Here is a 25,108-nt window from a genome sequence, read left to right as displayed (position 1 = left end):
TCGGGCTGCTGATGGACTCAGCCCGACCCGAACGCCCGCAACTCATTCGCGGCGGCATCTGGCTGCTCCTCGCTGCCGGCCTGGAAGTCCTCGGCCCCATCCTCGGCAAACGCTACATCGACCATCACCTGCTGCCCGGCCACTACGACCTGGGCGCCATGGCGCTGCTGCTCGCCACCGTGCTGCTCACCGGCTGGGCGTCGAGCTGGATCCGCTACGCCCAGCTATCCCGCATGGCCGGCGTGGCGCGTCGCTCGGTGCTGCGGTTGCGCGAGAAGGTCTACGCCCATGTGCTTGCCCTACCCATGGCCTTCTTCGACAAGGCCATCACCGGCCAGCTCGTCAGCCGCGTCACCAACGACACCGAGGCGGTGAACCAGCTATACCGCCAGGTGCTCTACGTGATGCTTGACTCGACCATCGTCGTCTTCGGCTCGCTGATCGCGATGGCCTTTCTCGACTGGCGGCTGATGCTCATCGTCGCGACGCTGGTGCCGGCCATGGTGCTCATCATCAAGGGCTACCAGCGCTTGTCCGCGCCGGCGGTGGCGCGCACGCGGCAATTGCGCAGCGACATCAATGCGCAGATGGCCGAGAGCATGGCCGGCATGGCGGTGCTGCAGGCGGCGGGCGCGGCGGAGCGCTTCGGCGCACGCTTCGAGGCGGTGAACGCCGAGCACCGGCTCTCGCGCATCGCCGAACTGCGCGCCAACGCCTGGCTGCTGCGCCCGGCGCTGGATCTGCTCAACGTGCTGCTGCTCGTCACCGTCATCTACGGCTTCGGCCGGCGCGAGCTGTCGGGGCTGGAGGTCGGCCTGCTCTACGCCTTCCTGGCCTACATCGCCCGCGTCGTCGAGCCGCTGATCCAGATCACCATGCAGTTCGGCCAGTTGCAGCAGTCCATGGTCGCCGCGTCGCGCGTGCGGGCGCTGCTGGAGGAAGACGAGTTCCGTGGGCCGCCGCAGGACGGCGAGGCGGTCTCTCGCGGCGCTATTCGCATCGAGCAGCTGACCTTCGGCTACGACCCCGCGCGGCCGGTGCTGCATGGCGTGGACATCGACATTCCGGCCGGCAGCTTTGTCGGCATCGTCGGCCACACCGGCAGCGGCAAGAGCACGCTGCTGTCGCTGCTGCTGCGCTTCTACACGGCCCAGCAAGGCCGCATCACGGTGGACGGCCAGCCGCTCGACGCCGTACCCGACGCTGCCTTCCGCGACGCCGTGGGCCTGGTGCCGCAGGAGCCCTTCCTGCTGGCGGCCAGCGCGCGCGAGAACATCGCCATGGGTCGGCCGGGCATCAGCGACGAAGCCGTGCAGGCCGCAGCCCGCGATGCGCGAGCGCATGACTTCATCACCGCTCTGCCAAAGGGTTATGACACGCGGCTCGGCGAAGGCGGCGCCCGCGTGTCCACGGGCCAGAAGCAGCTGCTGGCCATGGCCCGCGCGCTGGCCGGCTCGCCGCGCATCCTGTTCCTGGACGAGGCCACCAGCAACGTCGACAGCGAGACCGAGGCCCGCGTCGGTGCGGCGCTGACGGCCCTGCATGGCCGCGTGACGGTCATCGCCATTGCCCACCGGCTGTCCACCATCCGCGCTGCCGACCAGATCCTCGTGCTCAACCATGGCCACCTGCAGGAGCGCGGCAGGCACGAGGCGCTGATGGCGACGGAAGGCGGGCCTTACCGCCGCCTGGTGGAACTGCAGACGCTCGAGGACGTGCCCGCCGACGCGGACTAACTAAACTCCGCGCTCCCGACGCGCAGCCATGACGACAGACTTTTCACAATCAGCAGACCTGGGCCTGGTGGAGTTCGCCCACAGCGAGGGCCGCCGCTTCAGTGATTCGCGCAGCCGCGAGCAGAAGAGGGCGGCGGGGCAGTTCATGACGCCGCCCAGCATCGCCCGCTTCATGGCGAAGCGGCTGCTGGCAGACGGGCCGGCGCGGACGCTCCGATTGCTGGAGCCCGCCGCCGGCGCCGGCATCCTGGTTGCCGCCGTGGTCGAGGAAGTCTTGCGCAACCCTCGCGGGGTGACTCGGCTCGAAGTGCTGGTTTTCGAGCTGGATCCCCTGCTGGCCGGCCGTCTGGAGCTGCTGCGCGTTCGCGTGCAGGCTGCCTGCCGGGCCGCAGGCATGGCCGTGGACTGGCAGCTGCGCCAGGAGGACTTCCTGTTGTCCGAACTCGCTCGCGGCGGGCGGACGGTCGAAGGGCTGCTGGTGATCGCCAATCCGCCCTTCTTCAAGCTGAACAAGACCAACGATCCGCGCGCACTGGCCCATGCCTACGCCGTGCATGGTCAGCCCAACATCTACGGCCTGTTCATGGCCGCCTGTGCCCGGCTCATGTCGCCCAGCGGGCGTTGGTGCTTCATCACGCCGCGCTCATGGATGGCGGGTGCCTATTTCCGGGCCGTCCGCCGGACGCTGCTGCGCAACCTGAGCCTGGATGCCCTGCATGCCTTCGAGAGCCGCACCGAGGGTTTCGAGGCAGACGCCGTGCTGCAGGAGACCATCATTGCCTGGGCCAAGGGGCGTGCCGACGTCGAGCCGGGCGCCGCGCTGACGCTGACACGCAGCGAGGGGGCCGACGACATCGACCGCGCGCAGCATCAGACCCATGCGCTGGCGGACGTCGTGGGCCAGGACGAGCAGCTCATGCTGGCGCTGCCGCAGCATGGGTCGGTGCTCCCCACGGCGTGGACTGCCCGTTTGCAGACCTATGGCCTGAGTGCCCGCACCGGTCCGGTGGTGGCGTTTCGAGCCAGGGAGTTCTCGCGTGAGTCGGCGCAGCGCGACACGGTGCCCTTTCTCTGGCTTCAGCATGTCCGGCAGCAGGCGATCCGTTGGCCGCTGAACAAGAAGCACGAGCACATCGTGGCCGGGAAGGCCAGTGAGCCGCTGCTGGTGCGCAACGCACCCATGGTCGTGATGCGGAGGTTCTCTCCCAAGGAAGCCGAGCGCCGGGTCACCTGTGCGGCCTATGACGGCTGCCTGCCTGGTGAATGGCTGGGTTTGGAAAACCATCTCAACTTCATCCAGCGAGACGCCGGCCATCCGCTGGGAGCCTTGACGCCGGTCGAGGCGGCCGGCCTGTCGGCCTTTCTGGCGAGCCGTTGCGTGGACCACTACTTCCGCGCGCTGGCGGGCAGCACCCAGGTGAATGCGACCGAGTTGCGCCGCCTGCCCTTGCCGCCCTGGGAGCGGATCGTGGAGATCGGGCGCAGCTGCATGCCCGGCATGGCACTGGGGCAGATGGACGAAGTCGTGGAGAAGGTCCTCGGCCTGGCCGCGCCTGGGCGGATCGCAGCCTGAGAGGCTGGCCGAGCCCGCGTCAGCGCGCCCGCGCCTCCAGCACCGTCAGGCTGCCACGCAGCGAACGCAGCGCCTGTTCCATGCGCGTCTCGCCCGGCACCGGCAGCAGGCGCGCCTCGCGGCTGGCGAGCACGTCCTCGCGCAGCGTCAGGCCGGCGCGGGCGAATTGCGGCTTCAGCACGGCCACGCGCTCGCGCAGCAGCTCGCGCGTGGCCTGGTAGGCGTGCTCGGCCAGCCGCCGGCGCTGGCTGTAGCTGAAGGTGTTGGCGAGGAAGAGTTCGGCGTCGCGCGGGTCGGGCTCGAACAGCAGGATGTCGGTCTGCGGATGCGTCAGCTCATAGCCCTTGAGCCCGAGCTCCAGCCGCGAGTGGATCAGCGAGCGGAAGGTCTGCGACAGCACCAGCGGCAGGCCGCCGTCCACCAGGCGGTGGATGCGCGGCTGCAGCGCGCGCACGGCGGGGCGGCCCAGCTTGCTGGCCAGCTTCTTGGCGCGGCGCGAGCGGGCCTCGCGGTGCGAGAGGCGGTCGCTGGCGTAGGGCACCAGCGGGTTCAGGCAGATCAGCAGGTCCAGGCCGCGGTCCAGCAGCACGGAGGCGTGCAGCGTCTTCTTCAGCGCGCCGTCCACGTAATGCCGGCCGTCGATCTCGACCGGCGGGAACAGGCCCGGCAGCGCCGCACTGGCCTGCACGGCCTGGGAGATGGGCACATGGTCCCAGCCGGGCGTGCCGAAGGGGATGGCCTCGCCGCTGTCCAGGTCGGTGGCCACAAGAACGAGGTGGCGGTCCAGCTGGCGGAAGTCGTCCGTGCGGCCCGGTGCGGCGAACACGCGGGCCAGCGCCTCGCCAAAGCGTTCACTGCTCAGCAGGCCCGTAGGCAGCACGCGGCCCAGGCGCTCGACGGCGCTCAGGCGCGAGCGGCCCTCCAGCAGCACCTCGCGCGCCGCGTCGGCCAGCAGGCGGGGCAGCAGGCGCAGGCGCTGGCCGAACTCGGCCCAGGCGGGCTGCAGCAGCTCGGCGGGGTCGAAGCGGTCGGGCGCCTCGGCGGTGTTCTCGATGAAGGCGGCGCAGAGCTGGCGCGGCGTCATGCCGTTGGCCAGGCCGGCGGCAATGAAGCCGCCCGCGCTGACGCCGATGTAGCCGTCGCAGGCGGTGAAGTCCAGGCCGGCAACGGCCTCCTCCAAAGCACAAAGGGCGCCAACTTCATAGATGGCGCCCAGTGGGCCTCCGCCTGCCAGGGCCAACCCAATCCTTGGTTGGCTCATGGTGGGAAAGGGCTAGCTTCGATCAGGCTTGCGCGGTGGGCGCGGCGGCCTTCTTGGCGGCCGGGGCCTTCTTGGCCGGGGCGGCCTTCTTGGCAGCAGGCGCGGCGGCAGGCTTGGCAGCAGCCTTCTTGGCCGGTGCGGCGGCAGGCTTGGCAGCCGGGGCGGCCTTCTTGGCGGCCGGAGCAGCAGCCTTCTTCGCGGCGGGCTTGGCAGCGGCCTTCTTGGCCGGCTGCACGCCGGTTGCCACGGCCAGCGCGTCGATGCGCTTGATCAGGCTGTCGATGTCGGCCTTGGTGGGCACGCCCAGGCCTTGCAGGGCCTTGGCCACGCGGGCTTCGAAGATGGTTTCCAGCTTGTCCCATTGCTGGCCGGCCTTGGCGCCGACGTCGCCGGCGACGCTGCTGACCTTGCTGGCCACGGCGCTGAACTTCTCTTCAGCGGCGGATTGGGTCTTCTTCTGCAATTTCTGTCCTTCCGAGACGAGGGCCTCGAAGACCTTGGAGCCTTCGCCCTGGGCCTTGGCGAAGGAGGCGAGACCGGCGGCCCAGATCTGCTGGGCGCTGTCCTTGACGTTCTGTGCCATCGCGCTGTCGAGCAGGCCAGCCGGGAAGCCGGTGGCGGCAGCAGCCTTCTTCTTGTCAGCCATCTTTTGAAGCTTCTTGACCATTTGGTGTCCTTGCGAGTTAGCGAATTGCAGCGGGACTGTAGCGGCCACGTCCCGCTCCAGCATGGCCATTCCTAGTGAGTGCGCTCTACGTCGCTCCCAGGGAAAGTGCCCAGCAAGCGGCATCAGGCGCTGGTGAAGAATCGAGCGAAACCCCCAATGCAGGAGACACGCATGCAGTATTTCGTCACTGGCGCCACCGGCTTCATCGGCAAGCGACTCGTCAAGAAGCTGCTGGCCCGGCGCGGCAGCACGGTCCATTTCCTGATGCGCGAGGAGAGCGCCGCCAAGCTGCCCGACCTGCTCGCCTACTGGGGCGTCGCCAAGACCCGCGCGATCCCTGTCTACGGTGACCTGACGAGCAAGAAGCTCGGCGTGGCCAGCGACGTCATCAAGAGCCTGAAGGGCAAGATCGACCACCTCTATCACCTGGCTGCGGTCTACGACCTGGGCGCCGACGAGGAGTCGCAGGTCGCCGTGAACATCGAAGGCACCCGCAGCATGGTGGAGTTCGCACAGGCCATCGACGCCGCCCATGTGCACCATGTGTCATCGATCGCGGCGGCAGGCCTGTACGAAGGCGTGTTTCGCGAGGACATGTTCGAGGAGGCGGAGGGCCTGGACCACCCGTATTTCATGACCAAGCACGAGAGCGAGAAGATCGTGCGCAAGGAGTGCAAGCGGCCGTGGACGGTCTACCGCCCGGCGCTGGTCGTGGGCGACTCCAAGTCCGGCGAGATGGACAAGGTCGACGGGCCTTACTACTTCTTCAAGCTGATCCAGCGCATGCGCCAGATCCTGCCGCCGTGGATGCCCAGCGTCGGCCTGGAGGGCGGCCGCATCAACATCGTGCCGGTGGACTTCGTCGTTGATGCGCTGGACCACATCTCGCACAAGGTCAGCAAGGGCCACGGCTGCTACCACCTCGTGGACCCGCAGGGCTACCGCGTCGGCGACGTGCTGGACATCTTCAGCAAGGCCGCGCACGCGCCCAAGATGAATTTGTTCATCAACGCCGCGTTGATGGGCTTCATCCCCAAGAGCGTCAAGAAGGGCTTGATGGCGCTGGCGCCGGTGCGTCGCATCCGCAACGCCGTGATGAAGGACCTCGGCATCCCCGAGGACATGTTCACCTTCATCAACTACCCGACCCGCTTCGACTGCCGCGACACCGAGGCGGCATTGAAGGGTTCGGGCATCGCCTGCCCCGACCTGAACGACTACGCCTGGCGGCTGTGGGACTACTGGGAGCGCCATCTCGACCCGGCCCTCTTCATCGACCGTTCCTTGCGCGGCGCGACCGGCGGCAAGGTGGTGCTGGTGACGGGCGGCTCCTCGGGCATCGGCCTGGCCGCGGCCATCAAGTTCGCCGAGGCCGGCGCCATCACGCTGATCTGCGCGCGCGACGAGGCCAAGCTGGCCGAGGCGGTCAAGGAGATCAAGGACAAGGCCGGCAAGGACGCTCAGATCCACAGTTATGCCTGCGACATCGCCGACGAGGCCGGCTGCGCCGGGCTGATCGCGTGGTGCAACGACGAGTTCGGCGGCGTCGACTTCCTCATCAACAACGCCGGCCGCTCCATCCGCCGCGCCATCGAGAGCAGCTACGACCGCTTCCACGATTTCCAGCGCACGATGGACCTGAACTACTTCGGCTGCCTGCGCGTGACCATGGGCTTGCTGCCCGGCATGGTGGCCAAGAAGAAGGGCCATGTGGTCAACATCAGCTCCATCGGCGTGCTGACCAATGCGCCGCGCTTCAGCGCCTACGTGGCCAGCAAGGCCGCGCTGGACGCCTGGACGCGCTGCGCCTCCAGCGAGTTTGCCGACACCGGCGTGACCTTCACCACCATCAACATGCCGCTGGTGCGCACGCCCATGATCGCGCCCACGGCGATCTACAAGAACGTGCCGACGCTGGCGCCCGAGGAGGCCGGCGACATGATTGCGCAGGCCTGCATCAACAAGCCGGTGCGCATCGCCACGCGCCTGGGCATCTCCGGCGAGATGCTGCACGCCGCCGCGCCGCGCATTGCGCAGATCGTCATGAACACGACCTTCCGCATGTTCCCCGACAGCTCGGCCGCCAAGGGCGACAAGTCGGGCAAGTCGGGGCTGTCGCCGGAGGCGATCGCGATGCAGCAGATGATGCGCGGCATCCACTTCTGACGGTGCGTCGACCGGCCCGCCGCGCGAGGTCTGCGGTCGGGCCGGTAGACACGCCGTCTTTTCGTATCCACTTGAAACGAAGCGGCGTGTTCGGGTGAGAAATCCCCTCATGTGTGGGGCGTGGCGGCATGGCGACTCGACACAATGCGCGCCGTCGCTGATCACAAAAAATATCGCTCGATGTCCGCACGCCATGCTTCTGCCCTTGCCACCGCCCGTTCGATGGCGCGCCGCGTGGCACAGGGCTGTGGTGTGCTGGTGATGGCCACCGCTCTCGGCGGCTGTGAGCAGGCGGTATCGGACGAAGGCGGAAATTCCAGCATGGTCTTTGGTCTCTTCAAGAGCAAGTACCGCACGACGGTGCGGCCCGAGTTGGGAGGGGTGCTCAAGCGCGAGTCGGCCTTGCCTGCGCTTCAGCCGCAACCCAAGCCGGCCTATCCGGTCATCCGCAACGTGAGTGCCGACGCGCCGCCGCCGGGCGGCACGCTCGCCGCCGAGCGGCGTGACCGCCCGCCTGCCGAAGCCTTCATCGTCGATGGGGCTGCAGGCCGGCCGGCCGTCGCGCTGGTCAATACCTACGGCGACCGCCACGGCGCGGGTTTCTGGGAGATCGATGGCAAGCGCTTCGTCAAGGCCCGCGCTGCCACCTTCGATGCCGCGCAGCCGAAGTGGCTGATGTGGTCGTCCGAGGCCGTGCTTGCGCTGCCGGCAGGCCGCATCCTGTTTCATCTCAAGTACCACGACCCGCGCCCCAAGGATGCGGTGTTCCTCTACGACGCGGCCAGCGACCGCGTGCGCCGGCTGGGCGAGGCGGACCCGGACTGGTCGCGCGGCCTGCCGTTCCAGTATCTCGACAGCCTGCAGCTGCGGCCGGAGGTGGCACTGGCGCGCTACAGCTCGGAGGAAGAACGCATCGGCGCGCAGCGCTATGTGAACCACTTCGAGCACCTGCTGCTCTTCTCGCCGCGCCATCCCGATGGCCTGGAGATCGTGACGCTGGGCCTGGACGACGGCCATGTCCGTCGCTGGGGGATGGTGGGCAACCGGCTGTGGCTGGAGACAGCAGACGACCGTGCCGGCCAAGCCAGCCGCTTCTTCTGGTCGCTCGACCTGACCCCCCTTCTTTGAATCACCGCAGGGAGACCGCGCACGCCGCGGCGACATAACGACATGATCGATCAGGACTGCCTGTCGCCCCAAGAGGCCACCTACATCGCGCACAACGCGTATTTCACGTTGAAGGACTGGATCTCCGGCCAGCCCACCATCGGCATGGAAACACGCAAGACCGTCCGCAAGATGGTGACCGGCGATGGCCTGGGCGCGGCCGCGCAGGGCGGGGGCGTGAACACCTCGCTGCATGCCACGCCGCTCGCAGGTGCCAAGCTTGATCGCGTGTTTGCGGGCAGCACCGCCGGCGTGTCCACCGGTTTCGGCTACGTGCTGAGCTTCAGCCGCGACGGCTGTCGCCACGTCGTGGTTGCCACGCGCGGCACGCGCGCCGAGCATTCGAAGGCGGACATCTTCACCGACCTGCGTGCGTCGATGACGACCATGGCCGGCGTCGGCCCGGTCCACCACGGTTTCCGCAACACCTTCGACAGCGTCAAGATCGGCCTCGCCCGCGATGACCGGCGCGTGATGGATGCCGACGTCGTGCACTGCGTCGGCCACAGCCTGGGTGGCGCGGTGGCCACGCTCGTCGCCGCGCATTTCGCGGGCCGTGGCAAGGCCGTGAAGCTCTACACCTTCGGCTCGCCGCGCGTGGGCGCGCTGGGCTCGTCGTCGGCGATGGAGCAGTTGCTGGGCAAGCACAACATCTTCCGCGTGGCGCATGACCTAGACCCCGTGACGATGGTAGGCCCTTACCCCTTCAGCCACGTCAACGGCCTGCCCACCGACGACAACAACATGGCGCTCGTGTCGCCCACCGGCAAGCTGCTGAGCGTGGCGAACCACGACATGACCGAGTACGTGCGCAGCATTGGCAGCCCCGGTGTCTCGTGGAATACCGTGCGCCTGCTCTCCCAGGCCGTCGACCGCGACAACGCGGTGCTCGCCAAGTGGCTGCTGCGCAGCTCCGACAACCCGGGCTGGATGACGCAGAGTGCCGCGCAGGGGCTGAGCTACCTGATGAAGGCCTTCAGCCACGTGCTCAAGGTGGCCGGCTACGTGGGTGTCCAGGGGCTCACCGCCATCGACCTCTTCAGCGCGACGCTGGCGCACAACCTGACCCGCCAGGCGGCGGCCAACCCCGAGCTGATGGGCTGGCTGAAGCACGCCGCCGGCTGGGCGCGCATCGTCATCGTGGGCGCCGCCGACATCACCGGGAAGGTGATCCGGGGCATCCTGATGGCGATGATGAGCGTGCTGCGCCCCCTGGCGACGCTGGCCATCGTCAACACCGTGGGCCGTGGCGTGCCGCTGCCTCTGTTGCTCGGTGGCGCCACCGCGGTGGCCGGTTCGGTACTGGGGTGAGCCGCAGCATGGACCGCACGGCCTTCGAATACCTCTACCTGCATGCCAATGCGCTGGCGGAACTGGGGTTCATTCGGGCGTCGGTGGCGCTTGCAGCCGCGGCGCAGGCCGAGCCGACGCCCGAGCAGCTCGCCGAAAGGGCGGCCTTCGCCGAGGCCGTCATGAACCCCGATCCCGACACATTCGACTGGTCGGCCTTGGACGGGATGGAGATACCCAGCGGCCTCGAAGAGGCGGCTGACAACTCTGCACCCGTGGTGGATCTCGGGCCAACTTTCGAGCAGGCGATGGAGCTGGCCGGCGCCACGTATGACTTCGAGACGGTCCCGGACCTCGAACCCTACGTCGTGAACCTGTACGCCGCAGGGGCCTTGCTGCGCGAGCGCATCTCGGCGCACCACGCCGCCGCCGAAGCGTCGCTCGACGCGGCGCTGATAGCGATCGACGCCGGCCCCGCACCCTTGCAGGGGCCGCTCACGCCGGCGCAGCTCCGCGTGTGGCTGGAGCGGTACGAGGGGCAGGACGAAGCCGTCCAGTTCGTGGTTCAACTGGCGCGGAGCTTCGATCCGTCCCCAATGGGATAGCCTCTGCACTGACCCACAATGCCCCGAAGCCCGGCCCTGGTCGGGTTTCCTTGTTTGAGAGGACCCCATGCTCCGAGGACAACGAGTTGGCCTGCGCCATGTGACGCAGGACGACCTGCCCTGGCTCAAGCGCTCGGTGAGCGATCCCCAGGTGACGGGCCCCTTCATGGGCTCGCGCATGATGACGCCGCACGCGGTGGACCAGCGCTGGAAGGACAACGGCTTTGCCAGTGAAGAGGCCGAGCGTCTGCTGATCTGCCACCTCATCGACGGCAGCGTCATCTGCGACGTGGTGCACTTTGCAGCGGCCCGCTACACGACGGCGCGCGAGATCGGCTGGACGATGGCTGACGTTGCGATGCGCGGCCAGGGCCTGGCCAGCGAGGCAGCCACGCTGCTGGTCGACTACCTGTTCGAGAACTGGCCGGTGAACCGCCTGTCCTGCGGCATGTCCGTGCACAACCATGCCTCGCGGCGCGTGGCCGAGAAGTGCGGCTTCAAGCACGAAGGCATAGAGCGCGGCATCGTCTTCGTCGCCGGCGAGTATGTGGACTGCCACGCCCTGGGCCTGCTGCGCAGCGACTGGGCGGCGCTGAAAGGCCGGGGCGATGCCTGAGCGCCGCGAGTTCGACATCGTCGTCTTCGGCGCGACCGGATTCACGGGCCGCCTCGTGGCCGAATACCTGCACCTCAGCGGCGCGGCCGGCGCGCGCTGGGCCATTGCCGGGCGCAGCCTGGACAAGCTGGCCAAGGTGCGCGACGCGCTGCACCTGCCGCCGTCGATCGCCTTGCTGAAGGCGGATGCAGGCGATGCTGCCGCGCTCAAGGCCTTGGTCAGGCGCACGCATGTGGTCATCACGACGGTCGGTCCCTATCAGCTGCATGGCGAGCCGCTTGCCACCGCCTGCGCCGCGGGCGGCACCGACTACGTCGACCTGTGCGGCGAGCCGCTGTGGATGGCACGCATGGTCGACAAGCTCACGCCGCTAGCCCAGGCGAGCGGTGCGCGCATCGTCTTCTCCTGCGGCTTCGACTCCATCCCCTTCGACCTTGGCGTCGTCTACCTGCAGGCCGAGGCGGAGGCACGCTTCGGCACGCCTCTGCCCGAGGTGCGCGGCCGCGTCGCGCGGCTCAAGGGCGCGGCCTCGGGCGGCACGCTGGCCAGCATGATGGAAACCATAGCGGCCGTGCGCCGCGAGCCCGCGCTGTCCCAGCTCATGGCCAACCCGTTTGCGCTGACGCCGGGCTTCAAGGGCCCGCGCCAGCCCGATGACCAGGGCGCCGGCTTCGACGACTGGGCCGACGCCTGGTGCGGCCCGTTCATGATGGCGACGATCAACACCAAGAACGTCCACCGCAGCAACGCGCTGCGCGGCCACCCCTGGGGTGAGGGCTTTGTCTACAGCGAGAAACTGCTGACCGGCAAACCCGGCCAGGGCGACAAGGGCCGCCGCAAGGCGGGAGCCCTGGCCCGCTTCACGAAGCTGCAGAACCTGGCGCTGGGCCTGGCGCCGACGCGTGCGCTGCTGCGCCGCTTCGTGCTGACGCAGCCCGGCGACGGCCCGAACGCAGCCGCCCGCGAGGCCGGGCATTACCAGCTCTGGTTCACCGGCAAGTCCGCCAGCGGCCAGACACTGCGCGCCATCGTCAAGGGCGACCGCGACCCGGGCTATGGCTCGACCAGCAAGATGATCAGCGAGGCCGCGCTGTGCCTGCTGCAGGACGTGGGCCGCGAGGCGACACCGGGCGGCGTCTGGACGCCCGGCAGCGCGATGGGCCTGACGCTGGTGCGCCGGCTGCAGGCCCGCGCGGGCCTGAGCTTCGAGATTTCGGCTTAGCGGCGGCGCTTGGCCAGCCAGCCGAACACGCCCAGGCCGGCCAGCAGCAGCGCGCCGCTGGCGGGCTCGGGCACCGGCGCCGGGCCGCTCACCGCGAGGGCGTTCAGGCCCCAGCCTTCGTCGATCAAGCCCTGAAAGCCCGAGCGGCTCGTGCCCTCGAAGCTGGTCGGGCTGGCGTAGGTCAAGACAAGCTGATTGCTGCCGGCGGCCAGCGTGACCGGAATGCTGATCGTCAACTGCTGGCTGGCGACAGTGCCGACCGTCGCGCCGTTCGGGTTGAACAGCACGCGGTCCGTGCCGCCGCCACCGTCACCGAGGTTCCAGGTACCGCTGAAGACCTCGCTGCCGTTCAACGTCACGTGCAGCACGTCGATCCACTGGTTGTCGCCATCCAGCGTCCTGTAGCCGGCCACCGTGAAGTCGACCACGCCGGCACCGGCCGAGGCGCCGAAATTGGCCGTGACCGACGTGTCGGTTTCCAGGGCAGGCGTTGCCGCCGGCAGCGTGTACAGCGAAGCGGCCCAGGCCGGCGCGGTGGCCAGCAGGGCAGTGGCGGCAAGCAGCGTCAGGCTGGGCGTCGAGTTCATCGCGGGTCTCCGGTAGAGGGACCGCCGCAATCTAGCCGCCGAGCGCGCGGGCCGGGGCTTCCAACCTTGGGGGAACCCCCTGGCTGGGGGATTCGGCTCAGTCCCGGCCGGCGGGCCGCTCGAAACCGTTGTCCACCCAGGCTTCAGCCGCCGACTGGCTGAGCTTGAAGCCCGCCGCCACCTTGACCTGCGCCAGGCGCTCGCCCGCCGCGTCGTAGGCGGCCAGCCAGGCATAGGGGTCGTCCTCGGCGGGCACGATCTCCAGCGTGATCTTCAGCCAGGCGCCGTCGCGGGCGACGTAGAGCGCCTTGTTGAGCTGGGCGTGCAGTTGCTGCTCGTGGCGGCGCAGCACTTCGGAGGCTGTCTTCACCAGCGTGTTGAAGGCGTTGACGTCCAGCGGCTTGGGGTTCTTCTTGTCTCGGCCCATCGTCCAGGGGCCGACCAGCGCGGGTTCGCTCTCGCCGGTCTTGAACATCGCGACGGCCCAGCCCTCGTCGTCCTCGTTCTTGATGACTTGCGCCGTCCAGCCGTTGTCGCGCCACAGGCGGGCTTCGAAGACGGGCTCGTCCAACTCCGCAGTCATTGATGCCCCCTTCGGCCTTCGGCCTGTCCCGCCAAGCGGGAGCGAGCTTGCTTGGGGCGGCCCGGCGCGGCGCTCATGCCTTCAGCGCCTTGGCCAGCAATTCGGCCACGAGGGCGTTGATGCCACCTTCATGGCTGTCCGCACGTTGGCGCAGTTGCTCGGTCAGCTCGGCCGGCAGCTTGCAGGCAAAAGGAACGAGGCCGGCGGCGGCATCCAGCTTGCGCTGGGCTTTGCGGTCGGGCAGGGCAGCGGCGGCGGCGCCGAAGCGGCCGGGCGTCGCCTTGCCGCGCATTGCGCTGTCCAGCTTCAGGCCGGCGAGGCGTTCCAGATCGGTTTTCTTCATGTTCATGGGCCGGATTGTCCCTGTTCGGGACGCCGGCCCTTGAGCGACGAGCAGCGATCAGCCGTTGCTGGCCGGCACGACGGCCGGTGCGCGCATCACGCGGGTCTTGCCGCCGGTCGTCGTCAGGATGACCGGGTCGCCGCTGTTGAAGGACTCAATGCCCTTGGCCTGCACGATGGAACGGCGCTCGCCGTTGCGCAGCTGGACGGTAATCTCCAACGCGTCTTCACGGGTGGCCGAGCGCTCGATGGCGTTGCCGACGACGGCCCCGACCACGGCGCCGATGACGCCGACGACCTGGCCTTCACGACGGCCGCCGACGGAGCTGCCGGCAATGGCGCCGGTCACGCCGCCGGCCACGCCGCCGATGCCGCTCTGCGAGCCGTCGATGGTGACCGGGCGGGCGGACAGCACCGTGGCGTCCTGCACCTGGGACATGCGCTGCGCGTCGCCGCGCTGGACGACGTCGGGGCTGGTCGTCGAGCAGGCGGAAAGCACCAGGGCCGCAGCCAGGGTGAGGGAAGTCATGAGCTTGGACATGGTTGTTTTCTCCTTGGGCAAAACAGCTGCCCAACGTGTCGAATTGTCCGCCCGTTGACTCTTGGGGACCCGCAGCTACAACTCTTTACCGCTTGGCGGTCAACCGCTCGGTCAACCGTGCAGGCGCGAACTGCGCGGCACGCTGGCGAGCAGGAACTCCATCTGGTCGGCCAGGATGCGGCGGCCGCGCAGGATCATGTCCTCGTGCAGGCTGGGCACGTAGGGCAGGTAGAGCAGGCTCATGTTCGCCTCCTCGGGCAGGCGGCTGCCCTTGCGGCCGTTGCAGGGCCGGCAGGCGGTGATGCAGTTCATCCAGCTGTCGTAGCCGCCGCGCGAGGTGGGGTGGATGTGCTCGCGCGTCAGGTCCTCATGCAGGCAGTGGTGGCCGCAGTAGGCGCAGATGAAGCGGTCGCGCACGAAGAGCTTGCTGTTCGTCAGCGCCGGCGCCTGGCGCCAAGCCCGGCTGGGCACCGAGCCGCGCACGGCAATGATGGAGTGCACCTCGATGCGCGACTGGCGGCCGGTGATGCGCTGCCAGCCGCCGCGCAGCACCTGGCAGGGTTCGCCGAGCGTCCAGGCGACGCCGTCGCTGGCGTAGAGCACCGCAGCTTCTCGCGTGGTGATCCAGGCCTGGGGTCGGCCGGAGACATCGAGTTGGAGCACATCCACAGGCGTCAACCTCCTGGAAGGGCGTTCCCACGGGCCTCGGGTCAACTCGGGAACTTCCCTTCTTCAGCACCGGAGCCTAGCGAGAACCGGGCCAGGGCTCAAGCGTGGGGCCATGACAACGGCGTTTCCCGCACACTGGGGCCGAGCGCCGGGCCGCCCCAAGCCGGCCCGTCGGGGAATGCTTGACGGTCGCGCCGTCAAGCATCGCCGTCCCCACGGGGGCTGAGGCCGGACTCAAGACGCCCAGTGGGCGTCTTGTGCCTGCCGAAGGGCTGCGGCAGTGCCGCAGCGCGGTCTGCAAGACCGACCAGACTTGCCCGCGTGCAGCGGGGCAAGGCTGGGCGAGGGGCTCCAATCCGTCAGGGTCATCCCTAGGTTGTCGGGCGTATTAGACACATCGCCCTAGGAAATCAAGGGGCCGGACTGGCGCTGTCACGGAAGCGACCTGCAAAATAGAACGACCGTTCGTTTTATTCCTGTCCCTGTGTCCACGCTCCCCGTCCCCGCCAAGAAAGCCGCCCCGCTGCGCGCCGCCAAGCCGGTGCGCGTGGCGCGTTCGCTGCAAAAAGGCCAGCAGACCCGCGCGGCCATCCTCGACGCCGCGCTGGGCCTGGCCTCGCACATGGGCCTGGAGGGCTTGTCCATCGGCGCGCTGGCCGACGTGACGCAGATGAGCAAGTCGGGCGTCTTCGCCCACTTCGGCTCGCGCGAGGAGCTGCAGATCGCCGTCGTCACCGAGTACCACGCCAAGTTCGAGGAAGAAGTCTTCTTCACCGCCATCCGCGAGACGCGCGGCCTGCCGCGGCTGCGGGCGATGTTCGAGCGCTGGGTGCGCCGCGTGTCGGTCGAGGTGGACTCGGGCTGCATCTACATCAGCGGCGCCGTCGAGTTCGACGACCGGCCCGGCCCGGTGCGCGACGCACTGGTGGCCATGGTCAAGGCTTGGCATGCGGCGCTGCACAAGGCCATCGTGCTGTCCGTCCAGGAGGGCCATTTGCTGGCGGATGCCGATGTCGACCAGATCGTCTTCGAACTGCACGGCCTGATCCTGTCCCTGCACCACGACGCGCGCTTCATGCGCATCCCCGGCGCGCTGGCGCGGGCCGGCGTCGGCTTTGACCGAACCATCCAGTTCTACGCCACGCCGGCCGGCCTCGACATCGAGCGCAGCCGCAAGGCGCCCAAGACCAGCGCCACGAAACGCTGAACGATTCACCACCCCCAGACTGTTCCAGGAGTACCCGATGCCCCAGTACACCCCGCCCATGCGTGACATGCAGTTCGTCATGCACGAGCTGTTGAACGTTGTCGACGAGCTGAAGATGCTGCCGGCCCATGCCGACATCGACGCCGACACGATCAACGCGGTGCTCGAGGAAGGTGGCAAGTTCGCCGCCGCTGTCATCGCCCCCATCAACCTCAGTGGCGATTCCGAGGGCTGCACGCTGGACAAGGCCAGCCACGAGGTGACCACGCCCAAGGGTTTCAAGGACGCCTACAAGCAATACGTCGACGGCGGTTGGGCGGCACTGAGCTGCGACACGCAATTCGGCGGCCAGGGCCTGCCCTATCTGGTGAACCAGTTCTTCTACGAGATGCTGAACTCGGCCAACCAGGCCTGGACGATGTATCCCGGCCTGAGCCACGGCGCCTACGAGGCCCTGCACGCCCACGGCACGCCCGAGCAGCAGGCCACCTACCTGCCCAAGCTGACCAGCGGCGAGTGGACCGGCACGATGTGCCTGACCGAGCCGCATTGCGGCACCGACCTCGGCATGCTGCGCACCAAGGCCGAGCCCCAGGCCGACGGCACGTACAAGCTCACCGGCGCCAAGATCTTCATCTCGGCCGGCGAGCACGACATGGCCGACAACATCATCCACCTGGTGCTGGCCCGCCTGCCGGACGCGCCGGTGGGCTCCAAGGGCATCTCGCTCTTCATCGTGCCCAAGTTCAACGTCAACGCGGACGGCTCTCTCGGTTCGCGCAACGGCATCTTCTGCGCCGGCCTGGAGCACAAGATGGGCATCCACGGCAACTCGACCGCGCAGATCGTGCTGGAAGGCGCCGTGGGCACGATGGTGGGCCAGCCCAACAAGGGCCTGGCCGCCATGTTCGTCATGATGAACGCGGCCCGCCTGGGCGTGGGCAACCAGTCCCTCGGCCTGACCGAAGTGGCCTACCAGAACGCCGTGGCCTACGCCAAGGACCGCCTGCAGATGCGCGCGCTTTCCGGCCCCAAGGCACCGGACAAGCCCGCCGACCCCATCATCGTGCACCCCGACGTGCGCAAGATGCTGCTGACCGCCCGCGCCTTCGCCGAAGGCGGCCGCATGCTGCAGGCCTACACGGTGCTGCAGCTCGACAAGGCGCTGAAGAGCGACGACGAGGACGAGCGCAAGGAGTGCGACGCCGAAGTGGCGCTGCTGACGCCCATCATCAAGGCCTTCATCACCGACAACGGCTGGCTGGCCACGTCGCACTGCATGCAGGTGTTCGGCGGCCACGGCTACATCCACGAGTCGGGCATGGAACAGTACGTGCGCGACGCGCGCATCAACATGATCTATGAAGGCACCAACACCATCCAGTCGCTGGACCTGCTGGGCCGCAAGGTGCTGGGCAACAACGGCGCCACGCTGAAGAAGTTCGGCAAGAAGATCGCCGCCTTCATCGAGGAAGAGGGCACGAACGAAGCCATGCAGGAGTTCGTCAACCCGCTTGCCGACCTGGGCGACAAGGTCAACAAGTTGACGCAGGAACTCGGCATGAAGGCCTTCGGCAACCCCGACGAGGTGGGCGCTGCTGCGGTGGATTACCTGCGCGTGGTCGGTCACATGACCTTCGCATTCTTCTTTGCTCAAGCGGCGAAGATCGCCCTGGCCAAGAAGGACAGCGGCGACCCGTTCTACACCGCCAAGCTGGCCACGGCGCGCTTCTACTTCGCCAAGCTGCTGCCCGAGACGGCCAGCCTGATCCGCACCGCGCGTGCCGGTCTGGCGCCGCTGATGGAAATGGAAGAAGCGCTGTTCTGAAACCGCTTCAACAACGAGAACGCCCGATGAAGTCCCTGTTCGCTGTTGCCCTGCTTTCGCCCGTGCTTGCGTTCGCGCAAACAACACCCGTGGGCCTGTGGAAGACCATCGACGACGACGGCAAAACCGCGAAGTCGCTGGTCCGCATCAGTGAACAGGGGGGCACCCTCGTTGGCAGCATCGACAAGCTGCTGGACCCGAAAGACCCCGGCGATGCCAAATGCGACAAGTGCAGCGACGACCGCAAGGACAAGCCCGTCGTCGGCCTGCAGATCATCCGCGGCGTGAAGGCCGAGGGTGATGGCGTCTGGGGTGGCGGCGAAGTGCTGGACCCCAATAACGGCAAGACCTACCGCACCCGCTTGAAGCCGGTGGACGGTGGCAGGAAACTGGAGATGCGCGGCTACATCGGCCCCTTCTACCGCACGCAGACGTGGATTCGCGTCGAGTGAACTGAACACCTTTAGGAGCAAATCAATGAGTCGATTCCAAGTCCGCAAGGTCGCCGTGCTCGGCGCCGGCGTGATGGGCGCGCAGATCGCCGCCCACCTGGTCAACTGCAAGGTGCCGGTCGTGCTGTTCGACCTGCCTGCCAAGGAAGGCGCCAAGAACGGCATCGTCACCAAGGCCATCGACGGCCTGAAGAAACTCAAGCCCGCGCCGCTCGGCGACGCGAGCGAGGCCGCTCTGATCCAGCAGGCGAACTACGAAGAGCATCTGGAAGTGCTGCGCGGCTGCGACCTCATCATCGAGGCCATCGCCGAGCGCATGGACTGGAAGCTCGACCTGTACACCAAGATCGCGCCCTTCATCGCCCCGCACGCCATCGTGGCGAGCAACACCTCGGGCCTGTCGATCACCAAGCTCAGCGAAGTGCTGCCCGAGGAAATCAAGCCGCGCTTCTGTGGCATCCACTTCTTCAACCCGCCGCGCTACATGGCGCTGGTCGAGCTGATCAACACGCCGACCACGCAGCCGGAAATTCTCGACCAGCTCGAAGCATTCGTCACCACGTCGCTGGGCAAGAGCGTCGTGCGCGCCCACGACACGCCCAACTTCGTCGCCAACCGCGTCGGCATCGCCGGCATGATGGCCACGATGATCGAGGCCGAGAAGTTCGGCCTGAGCGTGGACGTCGTCGACGACCTGACCGGCAAGAAGCTCGGCCGCGCGTCGTCGGGCACCTTCCGCACGGCGGACGTCGTCGGCCTGGACACCATGGCCCACGTCGTCAAGACGATGCAGGACAACCTGAAGGACGACCCCTTCTACTCGACCTACGCCACGCCCAAGGTGCTGGCCGGCCTGATCGAGAAGGGCGCGCTGGGCCAGAAGACCGGCGCCGGTTTCTACAAGAAGGTCGGCAAGGACATCCAGCGCCTGGACTTCGCCACGGGCGAGTACGTCGCCGGCGGCAAGAAGGCCGACGAGATCGTTGCCCGCATGCTGAAGAAGCAGCCGGCCGACCGTCTGAAGCTGCTGCGCGAGAGCACCAACCCGCAAGCCCAGTTCCTGTGGGCCATCCTGCGCGACAGCTTCCACTACGCCGCCGTGCACCTGAACACCGTGGCCGACACCGCGCGCGAAATCGACTTCGCGATGCGCTGGGGGTTTGGCACCAGCCAAGGCCCGTTCGAGCTGTGGCAAGCCGCCGGCTGGAAGCAGGTCGCCGAGTGGATCTCCGCCGACATCGCCGAAGGCAAGACGCTGTCCAGCGCGCCGCTGCCGGCGTGGGTCACCGAAGGCCCCGTGGCCGAAGCCGGTGGCGTGCACACGCCGGCCGGTTCGTGGAGCGCCGCTGAGGGCAAGTTCAAGCCGCGCAGCGAGCTGCCGGTCTACGCCCGCCAGGCCTTCCGCGAAAGCCTGCTGGGCACCGGCGCGGCCGACCCGCTGAAGTCGGGCACGGAGCTGTTCAAGAACGAGGAAGTGCGCGTCTGGACGCTGGACGCGACCGTCGTTATCGCCTCCATCACCGCCAAGCTGCACCTCATCAGCCCAGCCGTCACCGAGGGCCTGCTGAAGGCTGTGGAGATTGCCGAAGCCGACTACAAGGGGCTGGTGATCTGGTCGCCGGACGACGTGTTCTCGGCCGGCGCCAACCTCGAAAGCCTGATGCCGGTCTTCATGAAGATGGGCAGCAAGGGCATCGCGCCGGAAGAGAAAAAGCTCCAGGACATGATGCTGCGCCTGCGCTACGCCAGCGTGCCGGTCGTCGCCGCGATGCGCGGCCTGGCGCTGGGCGGTGGTGCCGAGCTGGCCGTCTACTGCTCGCGCCGTGTCGCTCACGTCGAAAGTTATGTCGGCCTCGTCGAAGTCGGCGTGGGCCTGGTGCCCGGCGGTGGCGGCCTGACCTACATCGCCCGCCGCGCCGCCGAGATGGCCGCCGCTGGCAATGCCGGCGCGGACATCCTGGCCTTCCTGAAGGACGGCTTCCTGACGGCGGCCACGGCCAAGGTCGCGACCTCGGCGCATGAAGCCAGGAAGAACGGCTTCCTGCTCGACAGCGACATCATCGTGCCGCACAAGGACGAGCTGCTGCACGTGGCCACAGCCACCGCGCTGGGCATGGCCGAGGCCGGCTACCGCCCGCCGCACAAGGCCATGTTCGCCGTCGCCGGCCGCAGCGGCATCGCGACGATCAAGGGCCAGGTCGCCAATATGCGCGACGGCGGTTTCGTCAGCGCCCACGACTACCACCTGGCCGCGGCGATTGCCGACGTGGTCTGCGGTGGCGAGGTCGAGGCGGGCTCCCTGGTGACCGAGGAGTACCTGATGGCGCTGGAGCGCAAGCACTTCTGCGCGCTGCTGGACAACCCCAAGACCCAGGAACGGATCATGGGCATGCTGCAGACCGGCAAGCCCGTTCGCAACTAAAGGTCCAGAGTGAACCGGCTTCAACGCACGCTCGCCAAGCTGGACGGCCTGCCGTCCGCGCTGCGTGGGCCTGCGCGCAACTTCGCGCTGCGGCGCGCGGTGCCCTTCACGGGCACGGCGTCGCTCGATTTCGTTGCGCTCACCCCCGAGCGCAGCGAGATCCGCGTCGCCAACAAGCGCCCCGTGCAGAACCACATCAAGGGCGTGCATGCGGCGGCCATGTCGCTGCTGGCCGAGACCGCCACCGGCATGGTGGTGGGCATGAATGTGCGTGACGACTGCCTGCCGCTGTGCAAGTCGCTGCAGGTGAACTTTCGCAAGCGGGCGACTGGCGGCCTTGTTGCCAAGGCGCACCTGACCGACGCTCAGCGCGCCAGCATGGCCAGTGACATCAAGGGCGAAGTGCGGGTCGCCGTGACCGTGACCGACGAAGCCGGCATCGAGCCGATCGAGTGTGAATTTGTCTGGGCCTGGGTGCCCAAAGAAAAGCCCCAGGCTTAAGTAAAGGAAAGACCATGAGCAAGCAAGTTCAAGACGCCTACATCGTCAGCGCCACCCGTCTGCCCATCGGCAAGAGCGGTCGAGGCTTCTACAAGAACACCCGCCCCGACGAGATGCTCGTCAAGGTCATGCAGGCCGTGCTGGCGCAAGCCCCGGGCCTGGACCCGGCCGCCATTGAAGACGCCATCGTCGGCTGCTCCTTCCCCGAAGGCGAGCAGGGCATGAACATCGCTCGCGTCGCCTCGGTGCTGGCCGGCCTGGGCCCGACCATCGGCGGCGTGACGATCAACCGTTACTGCGCCTCCGGCATCACCGCCGTGCAGATGGCCGCGGACCGCATCCGCGTCGGCGAGGCCGACGTGATGTTTGCCGGCGGCGTCGAGTCGATGTCCATGATCCCGATGGGCGGCAACAAGCCGTCGCTGAGCCCGCTGATCTTCGAGCGCGACGAGAACATCGGCATCGCCTACGGCATGGGCCTGACGGCCGAGAAGGTCGCTGCGCAGTGGAAGATCAGCCGCGAAGCGCAGGACGAGTTCTCGGTGGAATCGCACCGCCGTGCCGTGGCCGCCATGGCTGCCGGCCACTTCGACGCCGAGATGACGCCCTTCGACGTCGTCGAGCGCACGCCCAACCTGGCTGACGGCACCGTCAACACCAAGACCCGCACCGTCAAGCTCGATGAAGGCGCCCGCCCCGACACGTCGCTGGAAGGCTTGGCCAAGCTCAAGCCGGTGTTCGCTGCCAAGGGCAGCGTGACCGCCGGCAACAGCTCGCAGACCTCTGACGGCTCGGGCGGCCTGCTGATCGTCAGCGAAGCTGCGCTCAAGCGCTACAACCTGACGCCGCTGGCCCGCTTCGTGTCCTTCGCCGTGCGCGGCGTGCCGCCCGAGATCATGGGCATCGGCCCCATCGCCGCCATCCCCGTCGCGCTGAAGGCTGCCGGCATCACCGCCGCCGACCTGGACTGGATCGAGCTGAACGAAGCCTTTGCCGCGCAATCGCTGGCCGTGCTGAATGACCTCGACAGCAAGGGCATCGTGCTGGACCGCGCCAAGGTCAACCCCAACGGCGGCGCGATTGCCCTCGGCCACCCGCTGGGCGCCACCGGTGCCATCCGCGCGGCCTCGGTCATCCACAACCTGCGCCGCACTGGCGGCAAGTACGGCATGGTGACAATGTGCGTTGGCGCCGGTCAAGGCGCAGCAGGCATCTTCGAAAGGCTGTAAACATGGACCGTCGCCGCGCGCTCAAGACCACCACGGTGTTGCTCGCGGCGGCACCGTTGGCGGCATGCACCGGTCAGCTGACGACCTTCAAGACCTGGAAGCGGGCCCAGGAGGCCATCCTGGAGCTGCTCTTCACGCCCAAGGTCGTGGACGGCAGCCCCTGGAACCTCAGCCAGGTCATGCAGCACCTGGCCCAGAGCATCGAGTATTCGATGCAGGGTTTCCCGGCGCTGAAGGGCGCCTGGTTCCGCTCATCCATAGGCTCGGCGGCGTTTGCCGTGTTCAACGCGCGTGGGGCAATGAGCCACAACCTGGACGAGCCCATCCCCGGCGCGCCGGCCCTGGATGCCGCACAGGCGCTGAAAGTCTCCGTGCAGCGGCTGCTCGACGCGATGGACGCATTTGCCGAATTCAACGGTACGCTGCGCCCTCATTTCGCCTACGGTGAGCTGACCAAGCCGCAGTACGAGCGAGCCCATCTGATGCACCTGGCCAATCACTGGACGCAGTTCCACGCGAAAACGGCCGTTGCCTAAGGAATCTCACATGACCATCAAGAGCTACACCGTCAACGGCGTCGCGACCCTCGAGATCGCCCGCCCCGAGAAGAAGAACGCGATCACCCAGGACATGTACCAGGCCATGGCCGACGCGCTGCGCGCCGCCGACGCCGACCCGGCCGTGCGCGCCGTGCTCATCACCGGCCAGCCGGGCATCTTCACGTCGGGCAACGACCTCGAAGACTTCATGGCCGGCCCCGCGCGTGGCGAGGAGGCGCCGACCTTCCAGTTCATGCACGCACTGGTGGACAGCAGCAAGCCCGTCGTCGCCGCCGTGACCGGCGCGGCCATCGGCATCGGCACGACGATGCTGCTGCATTGCGATTTCGTTTATGTGGCGGATGACGCCCGCCTGGCCATGCCCTTCGTGGCGCTGGGCCTGGTGCCCGAGTTCGCCTCCAGCGTCGTGCTGCCGCAGTTGATCGGCAACCGGCGCGCGGCCGAGAAGCTGTTGCTGGGTGACCCGTTCACGGGCGAGCAGGCGGTGGAGGCCGGCATCGCCAACGGCGTGTTGCCAGGCAGCGAGGTGCTGAACCACGCCCGGCGTGTGGCCGAGCGCTTCAACAAACTCGCCCCCGGCGCGGTGCGCGACAGCAAGCGCCTGATCCGCGAACCTCAGCGCGAGGCCGTCAAGGCGGCCATCACGCGCGAGGCGGCGGTGTTCGGCACCCGCCTGCGCAGCCCGGAAGCCATGGAGGCCTTCCAGGCCTTCTTCCAGAAGCGCGTGCCGGACTTTTCCAAGTTCGACTGAACGCGCTCAGGAAGTCGCTATCTGCGGACCAGACCGATCAGCAGGCCGATGACGGCCAGGATCAGGAAGCCGTAGAACAGGATCTGTGCAAAGCCGGCCGCACTGGCGGCGATACCCGTGAAGCCGAAGACTGCGGCGATCAGGGCAATGACGAAGAAGATGATTGCGTAACGCAGCATGGCGGGACTCCTCACGGGTTGATGCCTGGATGGCGGACAGGTGAAGACTAGGGCCGCGGCCGTCCGCTTCATGACGGACGGAGCGGCGGCCTGGGGTCGGACAGGACTGACGCCGTTACACATGAAATGACCCACGCATGCAATTGACGCTGGCCAAGGTGTTGCTCGGCCCGCTGCTGCTTTGGCAGGGCCGGCGGGTGCGCGTGACGGCGCTGCGCCTGCCCGAGGCCGCGGGTGGACGGTCGCGGGACGGTGGCGCGCTGCGGCTGCTCATCGTCGGCGATTCCTCGGCTGCTGGCGTCGGCGCGGCCCATCAGGACGAAGCCCTGGCCGGCCGCCTGGCGCAGGCGCTGTCGACGCGGCTGGGCCAACCGGTGGGTTGGCAGCTCATCGCCACCAGCGGCCATCGCAGCGTGCAGGCGCTGGCCGCGCTTCAGGCCGCCGAGCTGGCGCCGGCCGACGTGCTCATCACGTCGCTGGGTGTCAACGACGTCGTCGACCAGGTCCTGCCGCGCGAGGCGCTGATCGCCCTCGATGCCATCGAGGCCCACGCGCGTGAGCGTGCCGGCGTGCGCATCAGCGTGCACTGCGCCGCGCCGCCCATGCAGTCCTTCCCGCTGCTGCCGCAGCCGCTGCGCTGGTTCTTCGGCCAGCAGGCGGCGCGTTTCAACGCAGCCCTGGCCGCGCAAGTGCATGGGCAGGCCTGGCGGCGGGTGGTGCATCTGCCCGAGGCCATGCAGCGCGACGCCGCCGCGCTGATGGCGGCAGACGGCTTCCACCCCGGCCCGCGCGGCTACGCGCTGTGGGCCGAGGCGCTGGTCGAGCGCATCGTGGCGGCCTTACCGCAGGTTGCGAACCGCTCAACAACTTGAGCGCCGCGGCGACGGGCGGCTTCCTAGACTCCGCCCGCCGCAATCACGCGGTCATACCGGCCGCGATAGCCGTACAGACGGT

Annotated in this window: 25 protein-coding genes; 17 read left to right on the top strand and 8 right to left on the bottom strand. The window is 68.1% G+C overall.

Annotation, left to right across the window (positions count from 1 at the left end; translation table 11 throughout):
- Nucleotides 1–11 precede the first annotated feature (11 nt).
- Together ACXRVZ_RS11470 and ACXRVZ_RS11465 are read left to right on the top strand one after the other, a co-directional pair.
- Nucleotides 12–1,736, top strand: a complete 1,725-nt coding sequence (locus ACXRVZ_RS11470) for an ABC transporter ATP-binding protein (protein WP_457422813.1) — start codon at nt 12–14, stop codon at nt 1,734–1,736.
- Nucleotides 1,737–1,764: 28 nt separating this feature from the next.
- Nucleotides 1,765–3,309: an Eco57I restriction-modification methylase domain-containing protein gene (locus tag ACXRVZ_RS11465; RefSeq protein ID WP_457422815.1), complete on the top strand. Its 1,545-nt coding sequence runs from the start codon at nt 1,765–1,767 to the stop codon at nt 3,307–3,309.
- Between the two features lie 19 nt (nt 3,310–3,328).
- Here ACXRVZ_RS11465 and ACXRVZ_RS11460 read toward each other — a convergent pair whose 3' ends face one another.
- Together ACXRVZ_RS11460 and ACXRVZ_RS11455 are read right to left on the bottom strand one after the other, a co-directional pair.
- On the bottom strand, nt 3,329–4,570 hold the full coding sequence (locus tag ACXRVZ_RS11460; RefSeq protein ID WP_458232427.1) for a patatin-like phospholipase family protein: 1,242 nt from the start codon (nt 4,568–4,570) through the stop codon (nt 3,329–3,331).
- Nucleotides 4,571–4,592: 22 nt separating this feature from the next.
- Entirely contained in the window at nt 4,593–5,237 is a 645-nt protein-coding gene (locus ACXRVZ_RS11455; protein ID WP_457422819.1) for a phasin family protein, read from the bottom strand.
- A gap of 171 nt (nt 5,238–5,408) precedes the next feature.
- Here ACXRVZ_RS11455 and ACXRVZ_RS11450 point away from each other — a divergent pair, with 171 nt between their 5' ends.
- The 6 genes from ACXRVZ_RS11450 (at nt 5,409) to ACXRVZ_RS11425 (ending at nt 12,303) form a co-directional block, all read left to right on the top strand.
- Entirely contained in the window at nt 5,409–7,403 is a 1,995-nt protein-coding gene (locus tag ACXRVZ_RS11450; protein WP_457422821.1) for an SDR family oxidoreductase, read from the top strand.
- Nucleotides 7,404–7,547: 144 nt separating this feature from the next.
- Nucleotides 7,548–8,531, top strand: a complete 984-nt coding sequence (locus ACXRVZ_RS11445) for a hypothetical protein (protein ID WP_457422823.1) — start codon at nt 7,548–7,550, stop codon at nt 8,529–8,531.
- 42 nt (nt 8,532–8,573) lie between these two features.
- Nucleotides 8,574–9,881, top strand: coding sequence for a lipase family protein (locus ACXRVZ_RS11440; protein WP_457422825.1), 1,308 nt, complete (start codon nt 8,574–8,576; stop codon nt 9,879–9,881).
- Between the two features lie 8 nt (nt 9,882–9,889).
- Entirely contained in the window at nt 9,890–10,465 is a 576-nt protein-coding gene (locus ACXRVZ_RS11435; protein WP_457422827.1) for a hypothetical protein, read from the top strand.
- Between the two features lie 67 nt (nt 10,466–10,532).
- Nucleotides 10,533–11,081 (top strand): GNAT family N-acetyltransferase, encoded by a 549-nt coding sequence (locus ACXRVZ_RS11430; RefSeq protein ID WP_457422829.1) that lies wholly within the window; start codon nt 10,533–10,535, stop codon nt 11,079–11,081.
- The gene (locus ACXRVZ_RS11425; RefSeq protein ID WP_457422831.1) at nt 11,074–12,303 is read left to right on the top strand and encodes a saccharopine dehydrogenase family protein; all 1,230 of its coding nucleotides are present in this window, start codon (nt 11,074–11,076) and stop codon (nt 12,301–12,303) included. The genes ACXRVZ_RS11430 and ACXRVZ_RS11425 overlap by 8 nt, the downstream gene beginning before the upstream one ends.
- Here the strand turns inward: ACXRVZ_RS11425 and ACXRVZ_RS11420 are convergent.
- From ACXRVZ_RS11420 to ACXRVZ_RS11400, 5 genes are all read right to left on the bottom strand, one after another.
- Complete coding sequence (locus ACXRVZ_RS11420) at nt 12,300–12,890, bottom strand: PEP-CTERM sorting domain-containing protein (RefSeq protein ID WP_457422833.1); 591 nt, start codon at nt 12,888–12,890, stop codon at nt 12,300–12,302. The two genes, ACXRVZ_RS11425 and ACXRVZ_RS11420, sit on opposite strands and share 4 nt — an antisense overlap.
- A 97-nt stretch (nt 12,891–12,987) precedes the next feature.
- On the bottom strand, nt 12,988–13,473 hold the full coding sequence (locus ACXRVZ_RS11415; protein WP_457422835.1) for a hypothetical protein: 486 nt from the start codon (nt 13,471–13,473) through the stop codon (nt 12,988–12,990).
- A 73-nt stretch (nt 13,474–13,546) separates the two neighbouring features.
- Nucleotides 13,547–13,822, bottom strand: coding sequence for a hypothetical protein (locus ACXRVZ_RS11410; RefSeq protein ID WP_457422837.1), 276 nt, complete (start codon nt 13,820–13,822; stop codon nt 13,547–13,549).
- A gap of 51 nt (nt 13,823–13,873) precedes the next feature.
- Nucleotides 13,874–14,344, bottom strand: a complete 471-nt coding sequence (locus tag ACXRVZ_RS11405) for a glycine zipper domain-containing protein (RefSeq protein WP_457422839.1) — start codon at nt 14,342–14,344, stop codon at nt 13,874–13,876.
- 123 nt (nt 14,345–14,467) lie between these two features.
- Nucleotides 14,468–15,025 carry an HNH endonuclease gene (locus ACXRVZ_RS11400; RefSeq protein ID WP_457422841.1) on the bottom strand — a complete coding sequence of 186 codons (558 nt, stop codon included), beginning with the start codon at nt 15,023–15,025 and terminating at the stop codon, nt 14,468–14,470.
- A gap of 484 nt (nt 15,026–15,509) precedes the next feature.
- Here ACXRVZ_RS11400 and ACXRVZ_RS11395 point away from each other — a divergent pair, with 484 nt between their 5' ends.
- Genes ACXRVZ_RS11395 through ACXRVZ_RS11360 form a run of 8 tightly spaced genes read left to right on the top strand, consistent with a single transcriptional unit; the run spans nt 15,510 to nt 23,975 of the window.
- Entirely contained in the window at nt 15,510–16,232 is a 723-nt protein-coding gene (locus tag ACXRVZ_RS11395) for a TetR/AcrR family transcriptional regulator (protein ID WP_457422843.1), read from the top strand.
- 37 nt (nt 16,233–16,269) lie between these two features.
- Entirely contained in the window at nt 16,270–18,060 is a 1,791-nt protein-coding gene (locus tag ACXRVZ_RS11390) for an acyl-CoA dehydrogenase C-terminal domain-containing protein (RefSeq protein WP_457422845.1), read from the top strand.
- Nucleotides 18,061–18,086: 26 nt separating this feature from the next.
- Nucleotides 18,087–18,512 (top strand): DUF2147 domain-containing protein, encoded by a 426-nt coding sequence (locus ACXRVZ_RS11385; protein WP_457422847.1) that lies wholly within the window; start codon nt 18,087–18,089, stop codon nt 18,510–18,512.
- A 25-nt stretch (nt 18,513–18,537) separates the two neighbouring features.
- On the top strand, nt 18,538–20,934 hold the full coding sequence (locus ACXRVZ_RS11380) for a 3-hydroxyacyl-CoA dehydrogenase/enoyl-CoA hydratase family protein (protein ID WP_458232426.1): 2,397 nt from the start codon (nt 18,538–18,540) through the stop codon (nt 20,932–20,934).
- Between the two features lie 9 nt (nt 20,935–20,943).
- A complete protein-coding gene (locus ACXRVZ_RS11375; protein ID WP_457422851.1) occupies nt 20,944–21,435 on the top strand; it encodes a DUF4442 domain-containing protein in 492 nt (163 codons plus the stop codon).
- Nucleotides 21,436–21,449: 14 nt separating this feature from the next.
- Nucleotides 21,450–22,664 carry an acetyl-CoA C-acyltransferase gene (locus tag ACXRVZ_RS11370; protein ID WP_457422853.1) on the top strand — a complete coding sequence of 405 codons (1,215 nt, stop codon included), beginning with the start codon at nt 21,450–21,452 and terminating at the stop codon, nt 22,662–22,664.
- 2 nt (nt 22,665–22,666) lie between these two features.
- A complete protein-coding gene (locus ACXRVZ_RS11365; RefSeq protein ID WP_457422855.1) occupies nt 22,667–23,200 on the top strand; it encodes a DUF1569 domain-containing protein in 534 nt (177 codons plus the stop codon).
- A 10-nt stretch (nt 23,201–23,210) separates the two neighbouring features.
- The gene (locus ACXRVZ_RS11360; protein WP_457422857.1) at nt 23,211–23,975 is read left to right on the top strand and encodes an enoyl-CoA hydratase; all 765 of its coding nucleotides are present in this window, start codon (nt 23,211–23,213) and stop codon (nt 23,973–23,975) included.
- A gap of 17 nt (nt 23,976–23,992) precedes the next feature.
- Here the strand turns inward: ACXRVZ_RS11360 and ACXRVZ_RS11355 are convergent, their stop codons facing one another.
- Nucleotides 23,993–24,154, bottom strand: coding sequence for a DUF1328 domain-containing protein (locus ACXRVZ_RS11355; RefSeq protein WP_293800107.1), 162 nt, complete (start codon nt 24,152–24,154; stop codon nt 23,993–23,995).
- A 137-nt stretch (nt 24,155–24,291) separates the two neighbouring features.
- On the opposite strand from ACXRVZ_RS11355, the gene ACXRVZ_RS11350 reads away from it, so the two are divergent.
- Complete coding sequence (locus ACXRVZ_RS11350; RefSeq protein WP_457422860.1) at nt 24,292–25,026, top strand: SGNH/GDSL hydrolase family protein; 735 nt, start codon at nt 24,292–24,294, stop codon at nt 25,024–25,026.
- Nucleotides 25,027–25,108: the final 82 nt, after the last annotated feature.

This window comes from Roseateles sp. P5_E8 (assembly GCF_054177665.1).
This window is presented reverse-complemented; position numbering and strand designations above follow the sequence as displayed.